Source organism: Microcystis sp. M083S1 (assembly GCF_020246405.1).
GTDB lineage: Bacteria > Cyanobacteriota > Cyanobacteriia > Cyanobacteriales > Microcystaceae > Microcystis > Microcystis aeruginosa_C.
This window is the reverse complement of sequence record NZ_JADBTB010000035.1, coordinates 1-12,378: the sequence shown is the minus strand read 5'-3', so window position 1 is coordinate 12,378 and position 12,378 is coordinate 1. Positions and strand designations below refer to the sequence as shown.

14 protein-coding genes are annotated in these 12,378 nt (G+C 40.5%); 8 read left to right on the top strand and 6 right to left on the bottom strand.

Annotation, left to right across the window (positions count from 1 at the left end; translation table 11 throughout):
* The first annotated feature begins 382 nt into the window (after positions 1 to 382).
* The 8 genes from glpX (at position 383) to IM450_RS03440 (ending at position 9,151) form a co-directional block, all read left to right on the top strand.
* The gene (gene glpX, locus IM450_RS03475; protein WP_002756310.1) at positions 383 to 1,420 is read left to right on the top strand and encodes a class II fructose-bisphosphatase; all 1,038 of its coding nucleotides are present in this window, start codon (positions 383 to 385) and stop codon (positions 1,418 to 1,420) included.
* 184 nt (positions 1,421 to 1,604) lie between these two features.
* Complete coding sequence (locus IM450_RS03470) at positions 1,605 to 2,891, top strand: glutamyl-tRNA reductase (protein WP_287666706.1); 1,287 nt, start codon at positions 1,605 to 1,607, stop codon at positions 2,889 to 2,891.
* A gap of 434 nt (positions 2,892 to 3,325) precedes the next feature.
* Positions 3,326 to 3,808 (top strand): RipA family octameric membrane protein, encoded by a 483-nt coding sequence (locus tag IM450_RS03465; RefSeq protein ID WP_287666704.1) that lies wholly within the window; start codon positions 3,326 to 3,328, stop codon positions 3,806 to 3,808.
* A 6-nt stretch (positions 3,809 to 3,814) separates the two neighbouring features.
* On the top strand, positions 3,815 to 4,093 hold the full coding sequence (locus IM450_RS03460; RefSeq protein WP_002756313.1) for a BrnT family toxin: 279 nt from the start codon (positions 3,815 to 3,817) through the stop codon (positions 4,091 to 4,093).
* Positions 4,074 to 4,307 carry a hypothetical protein gene (locus IM450_RS03455; RefSeq protein ID WP_002756314.1) on the top strand — a complete coding sequence of 78 codons (234 nt, stop codon included), beginning with the start codon at positions 4,074 to 4,076 and terminating at the stop codon, positions 4,305 to 4,307. The genes IM450_RS03460 and IM450_RS03455 overlap by 20 nt, the downstream gene beginning before the upstream one ends.
* Before the next feature lie 271 nt (positions 4,308 to 4,578).
* Positions 4,579 to 5,760, top strand: a complete 1,182-nt coding sequence (locus tag IM450_RS03450; protein ID WP_287666700.1) for a DUF262 domain-containing protein — start codon at positions 4,579 to 4,581, stop codon at positions 5,758 to 5,760.
* A gap of 18 nt (positions 5,761 to 5,778) precedes the next feature.
* Complete coding sequence (locus IM450_RS03445) at positions 5,779 to 6,456, top strand: MAE_28990/MAE_18760 family HEPN-like nuclease (protein ID WP_287666698.1); 678 nt, start codon at positions 5,779 to 5,781, stop codon at positions 6,454 to 6,456.
* Between the two features lie 883 nt (positions 6,457 to 7,339).
* Complete coding sequence (locus tag IM450_RS03440) at positions 7,340 to 9,151, top strand: proline--tRNA ligase (RefSeq protein WP_287666696.1); 1,812 nt, start codon at positions 7,340 to 7,342, stop codon at positions 9,149 to 9,151.
* 622 nt (positions 9,152 to 9,773) lie between these two features.
* Here the strand turns inward: IM450_RS03440 and IM450_RS03430 are convergent.
* From IM450_RS03430 to IM450_RS03405, 6 genes are all read right to left on the bottom strand, one after another.
* Positions 9,774 to 10,424, bottom strand: a complete 651-nt coding sequence (locus IM450_RS03430) for a DUF3782 domain-containing protein (protein WP_002802065.1) — start codon at positions 10,422 to 10,424, stop codon at positions 9,774 to 9,776.
* 310 nt (positions 10,425 to 10,734) lie between these two features.
* On the bottom strand, positions 10,735 to 11,061 hold the full coding sequence (locus IM450_RS03425) for a type II toxin-antitoxin system VapC family toxin (protein WP_255348759.1): 327 nt from the start codon (positions 11,059 to 11,061) through the stop codon (positions 10,735 to 10,737).
* Between the two features lie 53 nt (positions 11,062 to 11,114).
* A complete protein-coding gene (locus IM450_RS03420; protein ID WP_002802061.1) occupies positions 11,115 to 11,336 on the bottom strand; it encodes a hypothetical protein in 222 nt (73 codons plus the stop codon).
* 27 nt (positions 11,337 to 11,363) lie between these two features.
* Positions 11,364 to 11,858, bottom strand: coding sequence for a hypothetical protein (locus IM450_RS03415; protein ID WP_002802059.1), 495 nt, complete (start codon positions 11,856 to 11,858; stop codon positions 11,364 to 11,366).
* On the bottom strand, positions 11,842 to 12,132 hold the full coding sequence (locus tag IM450_RS03410; protein WP_002802052.1) for a UPF0175 family protein: 291 nt from the start codon (positions 12,130 to 12,132) through the stop codon (positions 11,842 to 11,844). The genes IM450_RS03415 and IM450_RS03410 overlap by 17 nt, the downstream gene beginning before the upstream one ends.
* Positions 12,133 to 12,265: 133 nt before the next feature.
* On the bottom strand, positions 12,266 to 12,378 hold a 113-nt coding region (locus tag IM450_RS03405; RefSeq protein WP_036400142.1), incomplete at its 5' end, for a transposase.

The window sequence follows — 12,378 nt, the reverse complement described above, 5'->3', positions numbered from 1 at the left end:
TTTAGCTTGTCTAGAATAACCGAGTCTCTTGGTGCATTCTAGCATCGGTTAAACACACTGAAGGATTAACGGAATAGGGTGGATAATTTTGCTCGGCAAAACCTGACCAGATGTTTAGTATCGACAAAGCTGCCCTTGTCTAGCATTTACAACAGGGGTAAGAATAGCCCTTTAGGCGATCGCCAGCCACAATCAGCGATCAAGGTCTCCATAACTGAGATGGAGGCGACAGTGCCGGCAAAAATTCCCTAGCTATACCAGTCTCCTCCAGATGATCTACATAAAAACTTAAGAATGATCCCCGTCTGGTGATAGACTTTTGACTGTTAAGGAAACAAACTCACTAGATAAATCATAGATCAGCTGTAGGGAGGATCATCGAGTGGAAAGTACGCTAGGGTTAGAAATTATCGAAGTGGTCGAACAGGCTGCCATTGCCTCCTCGAAGTGGATGGGTAAAGGCGAAAAAAATATCGCCGATCACGTCGCTGTGGAAGCGATGCGCGAACGGATGAATAAAATCCATATGCGCGGTCGCATCGTTATTGGAGAAGGGGAAAGAGACGAGGCTCCCATGCTCTATATTGGCGAAGAAGTGGGTATCTGTACCCAAGTTGATGCCAAACAATATTGTAATCCCGACGAATTGGTCGAAATCGATATCGCCGTCGATCCCTGCGAAGGCACTAACTTGGTTGCCTACGGTCAAAATGGTTCCATGGCCGTGTTAGCGATCTCCGAAAAAGGTGGGTTATTCGCCGCTCCTGACTTTTATATGAAAAAATTAGCCGCTCCCCCAGCAGCTAAAGGTCATGTGGATATTAATAAATCGGCGACGGAAAACCTGAAAGTTCTTTCCGATTGTCTCAATCGTTCGATCGAAGAACTGGTGGTAGTGGTTATGGATCGTCCCCGTCACAAGGAATTAATCCAAGAAATCCGCAACGCCGGGGCCAGAGTTCGTCTGATCAGCGATGGTGACGTATCGGCCGCTATTTCCTGCGCTTTTTCGGGAACTAATATTCATGCTCTCATGGGTATCGGTGCCGCTCCGGAAGGGGTAATCTCGGCGGCGGCTATGCGTTGTCTAGGCGGTCACTTCCAGGGACAATTAATCTATGATCCGGAAGTGGTCAAAACCGGTTTAATCGGCGAAAGCCGCGAGGGTAATCTCGCTCGTCTGCAAGAAATGGGTATCACTAATCCCGATCGCGTTTACGGTTGCGAAGAATTAGCCAGTGGCGAAACCGTCCTCTTTGCCGCCTGTGGTATCACCCCCGGCACCCTGATGGAAGGGGTACGCTTCTTCCATGGTGGCGCTCGTACCCAAAGCTTGGTTATCTCCACCCAATCGAAAACCGCTCGCTTTGTCGATACCGTTCACCTGTTCGACCAACCCAAATACATTCAACTGAGATAATTCTCTGACCCGGTGGGGTGGGTATGGCTCACCTCGCCCCCATTGGTAAAAATATATAAAGTTTTTTTTCAAACATCTTTTATTTGCATCCCGATTGGGACTAAATTGCAACAATTAGAGACATAACGCACTGATCTTTATCAATAATTTTTGTAGCCTGAGCAACATTTGTAGGAGAACATAAATGAATATTGCTGTAGTGGGCTTGAGTCACAAGACAGCCCCTGTGGAAATTCGCGAAAAATTGAGTATCCCGGAAGCGAAAATCGAGTCCGCTCTTACCCACCTCAAGGGTTATCCCCACATCCAAGAGGTGGCGATTATCAGCACCTGTAACCGTTTGGAGATCTACGCCGTGGTTACGGATACGGAAAAGGGCGTGGTGGAAATTACCCAGTTTCTCGCTGAAATCGGGCATATTCCCCTTAATGTCCTGCGTCGTTATCTGTTTACCCTACTGCATCAGGATGCTGTGCGTCATCTGCTCCGGGTGTCGGCCGGTTTAGAAAGTCTTGTCCTCGGTGAAGGGCAAATTCTCGCTCAAGTTAAAAATACCCATAAATTAGCTCAAAAGTACAATACTATTAGCCAATTACTCGATCGCCTTTTTAAACAAGCGATGACTGCCGGTAAGCGCGTCCGCACGGAAACCAGTATTGGCACGGGGGCCGTATCGATCAGTTCGGCGGCGGTGGAGTTAGCCCATGCTAAGGTGGCAGACCTCAGCGGCAAGAAAATCGCTATTATCGGGGCCGGGAAAATGTCCCGATTATTAGTTACTCACCTTCTGGCTAAGGGTTCTCAGCAAATTGCGATCGTCAATCGCTCCCAAAGACGGGCCGAGGAGTTGGCCCGTGAATTTCCTCACCTACCGCTGCAACTATATGGCTTAGAAGAGATGATGACTACGGTAGCGGCATCGGATATCGTCTTTACCAGTACCGGAGCCACGGAACCAATTTTAACTAAAAATTTATTGACAGAAGTGACGATTACTGCTAAATCGCTGATGTTAATCGATATTTCTGTTCCCCGCAACGTCCACACCGACGTGAAGGAATTGGCACAAGTGCAAGCTTTTAACGTCGATGATCTTAAAGCGGTGGTTGCCGCCAATCAGGAAAGTCGCCGTCAGATGGCCAGGGAAGCAGAGGCACTCCTAGAGCAGGAAGTGGAAGCTTTCGAGCTTTGGTGGCGTTCTTTGGACACTGTCCCGACAATTAGCTGTTTAAGAAGCAAAATTGAAGATATTCGCGAACAGGAATTAGAAAAGGCCCTCTCCCGTCTGGGGACGGAATTCGCCGAAAAACACCAAGAAGTTATCGAAGCAATGACCCGCGGTATCGTTAATAAAATCCTTCACGAACCCATGGTACAACTGCGGGCCCAACAGGATATCGAAGCGCGTAAGCGCTGTTTACAATCCCTGCAAATGCTCTTTAATCTCAGTGTCGGGGAGGAATATAGTTAGGGGCCGACAATTGACAAAAATTAAGGGCGATTCTATGGGTCTGTTAAGATGATTTTGAGGGATTGGGGGTGAATAATTTGGCAGGATTCCCCTATCCACAATTTCAAGATTGACAGACCACTAAGCGGTTGACTCTCTAAATTACTCGTTAAGGCTGTCCATGAGTGCCGGAGTTGGCAGCAGGGAGCGGTATAATTAATGGACATCTCCAAGAATTAGAACCCAGTCACAGCTTGCTTTTATGCCATGTGCTAATTAAATGGTTCGATAATCGTTGTTGATTCAATTTAACTAAAAATATGGGGCAACTAATTTTCTAGGAAATTGAGTCGCAGCAAGTCCTTCAAGGAGATCCATCTTTATATTTAATTCCAAACACTTACTTAAGATGGTGATTTAGTTCAATTCAATAAGCTATATGGGGAGATGAATTAATGGGTAATCAAGAGCAAGAAAAATGGTGGAATGACGAGGAAAACCTCAAGTCGATTGAGTATTACGGATTAATCGACCAAGAGATCCATCGTGAACACAATCTGATTGCCAATCGAATGAACTGGTATGTCACTTCCCAGTCTTTTTTGATGGCAGCATTTGCAGTTTCTGGTAATAATAATTATCGACTTGGGTTTCTATCTGTATTTTTACCAATACTAGGAATTCTGACATCATGTATTATTGGAGCTTCGCTTTATGCGGCTATCAAAGCGATGGATCAACTTAAGACAGAAAAAAAACGCATCCTTGAGCAGGATAAGTATTTAGGAAATATTTCTACTTTTAAAGCAAGGTTTGTTGACAATAAACATACTTGGATTCATCGGTGGGGGATTTTCCCTGCTCTTTCTATTCCTGTTTTGTTTGTTATTTTCTGGTGCATTTTTCTATACTTAGCGACACAAACTAAACTATGCTAGAGTGACATGACAAGCACTTTCGATTGGGATAGTCGAAGAGAGGCTGACAATAAGGCTAAACATGGTGTGGACTTTGAGACTGCTCAATATGCGTTTTTCGATCCACATCGTTTGATTGTCCATGATGTCCAACATAGTGACTCAGAGGAACGTTGGTTTTGTATTGGTAAGGTAAAAGACCGGGTTTTAACGGTGCGTTTTACTTACCGCGATGGAGTGATTCGTATATTTGGCGCAGCTGAATGGCGTAAATGGAGAAAATTCTATGAAGAACATAACCCCTGATCCCGCAAAACCGATTGGTAAGGTGACAATTGTCGAAGACTTTTTACCGCCACCAGAGCAGCTAATACCGAATCAAAATACTGTCAGGATAACGATGGAATTTTCTAAGGAGAGTATTGAGTATTTTAAACGGGAAGCTCAACGTCATAATGCTTCCTATCAATCCCTGATTCGTAATCTTGTAGATGCTTATGTCAGACAACAACAGCAGTGAGTATAATTAGCAATCCATCATTATTAAAGTTAGCGGTGCTTTACGTTAACGCACGTTTTGAGTGGAATATTAGAAAGCCTTCTGCGGTAATTATGCCCAAATTGAGGGGGTGTTTAACTGATGGAAGTGGGATAGAGGAGGGTGTGGAACCGCAGGTAGCGGTATAATTGATAGTTAGGCTGTTAAAAACTGAGTTCTCTCTTTCACAGAGTCGTCATCAATTTCATTGTTAGCTTGTTATACTTGGAAAAGCATACTAAGCCTGAGTAATATGGAAAACCTTGCAGAAAAAGTAGCCTTAGCAGAAAAAGTAGCCTTACTCGAAAAAGAAGTCTCAGATGAGAGAAAAAGGCTATCGTCTGATAGGCTTGACATTTCTTTTGGGGAGTTGATCAACCTATACAAAAATAATGAATTAATAATTAGACCAGAGTATCAGAGATTATTCCGATGGTCAGAAGCACAAAAAACTGCACTTATAGAATCAATTCTACTCTCGATTCCAATTCCTCCAATATTTGTGGCCGAGGATAAAAACGGTGTATGGGAATTAGTCGATGGATTGCAACGTGTTTCTACTTTCATAAGTTTTTTTGGTGAACTAAAAGGTAGTGGATGGACAATTGACTATCAAGAAGATATAGACAGATCAGGAGTCGAAGAAGAAGAAGAAATTGATGAGGAAAGCGGGGAAGAAACTGGAGGGATAAAAACTATAAATAAATGGACTTTGCAAGAAGGAGGATTGGTCAAAAGCTTGCAAGGCTTTAATGTTGACAATCTTCCACCAAATCTCAAAATAAACTTGAAAAGGGCTGTTTGTAGAGTTGAAATTTTGAGAGGAGAAAGTAGTACTTCCATGAAGTATGAGTTGTTTAAACGACTCAACTCTGGAGGTTCAAAATTAACTCCACAAGAGATAAGAAATGCAATTTATCGAGGGGTTAATCCCAGGCTTAACGAGCTTTTACTAAAAGTTAGTAAAAGCGAAGTTTTCAAATCTCTTACTCAATTAAGTAGTGGCAAACTTAATGAATTATATGATCAAGAATTAGTTCTTAGGTTTTTTGCTTTCTACAAAAATGCTCAAAATGTTAATGAAAATATGGAGAAGTTTTTAAACGATTTTATGGAGATAACTGTTCATAACGTTAGTTTTGACTATGATGTTTATGAATCTCTCATCATGAGAGTTTTAGAGTTAATTTACCAAATAGAAGACAACAAGATATTTAGAAACGAGAGAAACTTATTTGTTCCAGCTTATTTTGAGGGGATATTAATCGGAGTTGCTCAAAATATCGAGACGTATGCTGAAGACCTTGAACTTTTGAAATCAAAGATAACACAATTAAAAAGTGACAACGACTTCAAAAAATATTCTGGAACCTCTTCTAATAGTAAAAGTCGGATTAGAAATCGTCTTAAAAGAGTAGATGAAATTTTTAAATAATAAACTTAGCAATAGACTATGGATGATTTTGATAGGGCATTGCAAGAGATTATTGAAGAGAGAATATCTGTTCTTTTCGAAATTGAGAGAGCAATTTTTACGAGAAGGTACTCTCTATCTTCAAAGCATCAAGACATTTTCTCAACTCAATCAATATCGATGATTTATTCTTTATGGGAAAGCTTTATCCAAAAATCTTTCAACCTCTATATTGATGAACTTAATAATGTTGGCAGAGATCTTCATGATTTTTGCGATGAAATAGTTATTCACCACATGGAAAACTCCTTTAAACAGTTCAAGGAATATCCTACAAATGACAATAGAAAAGTAAGGTTTTTTGCTTTACTTAAACAGTTTCACGCTGGGGATAGCTGCACTTTTTCAAGAGTTGTTAATACCGAGAGTAATGTTGGTTTCAACGTCTTAAACAAATTACTCAAAAGCTTTGCACTTGAAAAGTTTCCAGAACATTGGAAGGATTATGCACATCCGAATCCTAATTTAAAGGAATCCTTAGAGTTATTTCTGCGGTTACGCAATGCTGTAGCTCATGGAGGTGATTTAGCACCAGAGGATAGGATTGACCAGAAAGTCTATACTAGATTTAAGAAGTTGGTGACAGATTTGATGTACGAAATCCGATTGAAAATGTTGTATGGTCTTAAACATAAAACATTCTTAAAGTTGCAGTAGCGTATTGTAACAAATAGCAGGTAATAGTAATTAACCTCAGTTCGGGATAAGCTAAAACCCTGATGCTACCGTAGCCTGAAACTCCTATTCTTTCGTGGAAGCTATGGCAAAATTCCCTTAAACCGAACTGGCGTTAATTAGCTGTAGCTGTAGGGTGCGTTCCCTGATACAAGTCCTACTGCTCCACCAATAGATTTTTGGGAACGCACCATGGTCATTCATTGAAGTTGTGAGTCTAAGAGTGCGGTGTCGAAGGCACTGCCTAGCAGTACACCATCGCTAAATGATTTTTCATATTACGTCAGAGCGTGGCCAAAAACTCGATGACCGGTTCGAGAGGGCGGAACTCGGCTAAAGTAGGATGGAGGTGCTGAATCGTTTGTATTCTTTCAGGTTAACCCCCCCCTCCTTTTCTGATACCGAACTGAGGTTAATTATCATCGGTCAAGCGTCAAAACATCTAGGCTTTTCCTTGATCCCAGTAATGTAAAGTTTAATTAAGAGAAAGACTTCTAGCTCCGATCCGATGTTATATTAATAATTGAAGCTAAAGAAAAAAGCTTCCCTGACAGATCAACTGGCAAGGTTATAAGGTCAAGTTCACAAAGGAGTAAACCCTGTTAAAGTTACATTCTGTCTCGATAACGACGATAACAGCGACCGACCTGAACGCTCATATTTCCTAGAGTAGAGAACAAGGGAGTTAGGCAATTGCAACTAAGGTTCAATGCTTCTCCAACCAGTCTCAAGTTATGAGGGGAAATACCTGAGAATCGGTAAACTGGTCGCTGTTATTGTTTGTCAACACAAGTAATTGATAATTGCAGACCCCCTCCTTTGATGAGATAATAGAAAGTCTTCTGTTCAAAAGGATATCGATAGGATGCGACTCTCTCAACAGCTTTTTGTCACTCTCCGGGAAGACCCGGCCGAGGCGGAAATCCCCAGTCATAAATGCTTAGTCCGTGCCGGTTACATTCGTCGCATTGGCAGCGGCATTTACGCCTATTTACCCCTGATGTGGCGGGTTTTACAGAAAGTCTCCCAGATAGTCCGGGAAGAAATGAATAAAGCCGGCGCCCAAGAATGTTTACTTCCCCAACTGCAACCGGCGGAACTCTGGCAAGAATCAGGCCGTTGGGACACCTACACAAAAGCAGAAGGGATTATGTTTGCCCTGACGGACCGGCAAAACCGGGAGTTAGGATTAGGACCGACTCACGAAGAAGTAATTACTGCCGTCGCTCGTGATTTAATTCGTTCCTATCGACAATTACCAGTTAATTTATATCAGATTCAAACTAAATTTCGCGATGAAATTCGCCCTCGTTTTGGTTTAATGCGGGGACGAGAATTTATTATGAAAGATGCCTATTCTTTCAATCTCGACGAGGAATGTTTAAAGAAAACCTATCAAGCGATGGATATAGCTTACCGCAATATTTTCCGCCGTTGTGGGTTAGCTTTTCGGGCAGTAGAAGCGGATTCTGGAGCGATTGGCGGTTCCGCATCCCAAGAATTTATGGTCTTAGCTGATGCCGGAGAAGATGAGGTTTTATTTACCGCCGATGAAAAGTATGCGGCTAATGTGGAAAAAGCCGTTTCTTTGCCAGCAGATAAAGTGGCTTCTCCCTTTAAAAAGTTTACTAAAAAAGAAACTCCTAACACCAACACGATCGAAAGTTTAGCTCAATTTCTCGATTGTTCTGCCACCGCTATCGTCAAAAATGTTCTCTACGAAGTGGTTTATGATAGCGGCATAACTGTTTTAGTTTTACTGCATATTCGCGGTGATCAAGAGGTTAATGAAGTTAAACTACAAAATGAATTAGTTAGACAGGCAGGCCGTTACAATGCTAAAACAATTTTGGCTTTAAAAATACCCGATGCTGCCGCTCAACAGAAATGGGCAACTAAACCTTTACCTTTAGGTTATATTGCTCCCGACTTAGAAGATAATTTACTCAAAAAATCCAGCGATATAGCTCCTAAGTTTTTACGCATAGCAGACAACACGGTGACAGACTTAGAAAACTTTATCACTGGTGCTAATGAAACCGGGTTTCATGTAGTGGGGGCCAATTGGGGTCAAGATTTTATCTTACCGGAATTAATCGTCGATCTACGCAAGGCCCGGGTAGGCGATCGAGCTATTCATGATCCCAATCAAACCTTGCAAAGTGCCAGAGGAATTGAAGTCGGTCATATCTTCCAATTGGGCTATAAATATTCTCAAGCCATGAATGCTTTTTATACTAATGAAGCGGGAGAATCTACCCCCATTTGTATGGGTTGTTATGGTATAGGAGTATCGCGTTTAGCCCAGGCAGCCGTAGAACAATCCTACGATAAAGATGGCATTATTTGGCCCGTAGCTATTGCCCCCTATCAAGCGATTGTGGTTATTCCTAATTTAGCTGATGCCGAGCAGGTAAAAACCGCCGAAAGTTTATACAATGAGTTAAATCAAGCGGGCATTGAAACCCTTTTAGATGACCGGAATGAACGTGCAGGTGTTAAGTTCAAAGATGCGGATTTAATTGGGATTCCCTATCGCATTGTCACGGGTAAATCTCTCAAATCGGGTAAGGTGGAATTAGTCGAAAGAGCCAGTAAAAAAGCGTCAGAAGTAGCAATTAATGAGGTGGTTTCCTATTTAAAAACTGCTATTTCAAAGGTAAACGCTTCTGATTAAGTGATTAAATATACAGATAATTTTGCCTGTTTATAGTTCTGATGATCGAATATGAGTCGGGGGACTTCCTGTCATAAAGGGCATCTCAAAAGCTATTGACAATTGGCCAATTTTGTGATCCGCGTGGGCATTTTAAGTGATACCAGTCAATCAGAATAGTTACGAACTCGACCTATTTGGTCGATTATTGCTTAACAATTGAGATGGCAAATTCTACTCAAATATGCCTGAATTGCCATCTGGGTAGGCAACCCACATAAAGTTCATTTTGTCAAGGATTGTTAGGATGCGCTTACCCTGGGATGCTAATATGCCATAGAGTTTTTTATCTTTGTGTTCGAGGCAAAAGGTGCGAAAACGTTGCAAAACACTTTTTATACTAAATCTGGTTATTAAAAACTGATTATTTATTCCCTTGTTGACTAATTTCCTTCAGTTGTTTGTCAGTTTCTTTTTGGGCAGCAGTTAATTCGGCTAAGATTCGCCATACGTCTTCTGATGTAGTTGCCATAGATGATTTTTTTCCTCTGATTTGTTCTATTACTATTTTACTAAATTCTTCCTATTCATGAAGAAAAAAGTGTTTTTTCCTGTGGGGAAGAGAGCAATCACATCTAAATTTTTAATAGATTTGAGGTTGAAAATTATCGGGAATATCGAGTTCAAACACTTGGTCATGAATCCGAGCCACATAAAACCCTTCTTGCAGAATTTTTTCGCGTAATCCTGGGGATACATGAACCGCCGCTAATATGCCATAGAGTTTTTTATCTTTGTGTTCAGGGAAAAAGCTGCGAAACCGTTGCAAAATACTTTTTAATTGTGTAATAGATTCCTCTCTAGCATGACTTTTAACCTCGACGATATAGGCAGTATTTAACTCACCATTAGTATAGGCAAGGACATCAATTTCTAGGTGTTGTCCATCTTCGCTGGCTCGCACACTGGGACTAACAACTTTCATGCCGAACCGTTGTCTGAGAATCGTTTCCATTGAAGGGAGAGCAAGTCCTTCGGTAAAGCTGCCGAATTTTGCCCCGAGTCCCCCAATTTGCTGACCTAATTCTTTGAGTTGTTTGTCAGTTTTCTGCTGTTGTCGGTCAGTTTCCTTGATTTGTTGGGCGTTTTCCTTCTGTTGTTGACTAACTTCCTTCAATAGTAGGTCAGTCTCCTTCAGTTGTTTGTCAGTTTCTTTTTGAGCAGCAGTCAATTCGGCTTGAGCAGTCGCTAATTCGGCTAAGATTCGCCATACGTCTTCTGATGTAGTCGTCATAGATGATTTTTTCCCGATGTCACCTATTAACTATGTTATCGGATTTCTGTGCTTGTCGAAGACACTGGGGAGCAGACTGCTGATTCAATTGGATAAGGCGGAGGCTAATTCATAGAACAAGAATCACCGCCACCAGCGACTAACATCCCTAATACTTTGATACACTTCTCTTAAAGCGACCAGTCCCCCAAAATGAAGGATTAAAGGGACTAAGTTGGGAATAGAATTAACAATTATCTTCATTCTCTTTGATTTTTTGACTAATTCATGACTGGTTCGCTGAACGCTGGAAAATGCTAACGTTGATGGGTTATTCATTTGACAGATCATAGAGTTCTAAGCCTTGAATAAAACAAAAATCTCTCAAATTCAATGTATATAGCTTAATATTCTGCACTAATGCTGTTGAGGCAATGATAGCGTCAGGGATGTTGAGTTTGTGACTGAGGGAGTAGGTTTCCATTAAGTTAATAAATTGATTGGATATTGCGACATCTACAGGAAAGGTATGTAGCAATCCGAGATGTCTTTTGATTTTGTTTAGTTCATTTTTATTGATTGCTCCATAATATAATTCGGCTTGAGTAATGGAACTAATGGCTAGTTGATTTAGTCCAATATGGCGAAGCTCTTCGATAATTCTATGGTTGTTTTTATAGAATTAAATGAGGATATTGGTGTCACATAAAATCATCGTTTTTCTTCTCGCCATGCTGCTTCACGGATAGATTCAGGGGTGATATTTCTGTCTTCCCACAATCCTGCCAGGGCAAAGAATTCTTGCTCGTTATCAGATAATGTTGTTTGATCTTCGATGATTTCTACAGAGTCAACAAAATCTAAAGCAGTTAAAATTTTAGAGAGTGTTTCTGCTTTTTCTTGGTCACGAATGTGTACGATTAGTTGTTTCATGGTAGTTTATTTTGTATTGATTTGGTATTAATGATCATTGTCTAATTCTGTTTTTAGCCAATTAAGAATCGGAGAACTAATACGAATTACATAATCAACTAACTGTTGTGATAAATCTAAAATTTCTTGTTTAGATAGATAACCTGCATAAAAACCAACCAAGAGAATTCCTAATGTTCCTTTGACGGGTAATTCCATAGCTTTGGCAACTCTTCTTGCTAATTTCTCATCTATAATTACCCAGTCTGGCTTGATTGAAATTGCCAAGAGAATAACTTCTAATTCTCCTCGATCTAATCCTAGTAATAGCGGTTCAAGAGGAGATGATGATGCAACTTCTTGAACTTGAATCCAATTGGCATTTTTGAGTTCTTTTGCCCCCGGTTTATTATCTCCAGCGATGACAATTTCTTGATAAACTGCCCAAGGAATAATCACTTCATTAAATAGCTGATTAAGAAGATCTAATTGATTAATCAAAGATAAGGCGATGATCGGTGTAGAATTAACAATTATCTTCATTCTCTTGGATTTTTTTGGCTAATTTACGGCTGGTTTGTATTTCTGACTCCCATTCTTCTGCTGTGTAATCAATAATGGAAAAACCATACTCAGAGAGAAGTGTATAAAATGTATATTTATCGCATCCTAATACTTGTGCGCCGATTCCTGCTGAAATTTTTCCTTCTTGATAAAGATGCCCTAATGTATAAATTATGACTTTACGAGAGAATGCTTCTTTTTCTTCTCTGGCAGCAATGAGGAGTTCTTCGGGAAATGTTACATTAATGCTCATGAGTGTTTAAAGATAATTTGTTTTTCTTGATTTTAGCAGGAATAATATCGCTAATTAATTGATGGTTGATAATTAAGATTCTCTATATTGTTCTCTTTAGTTGTTTAGGTTCTTCCGAACTTACCATGTAAAATCAACTAGCAAAATGCCAATTTAATAAACATCTAAGACTAAAGTTTTTAAAGTTTCTAAATCCATAGCCTCTCCTTTTAATCACCTTCAGTTTATTATTAATTCCTTCAACTG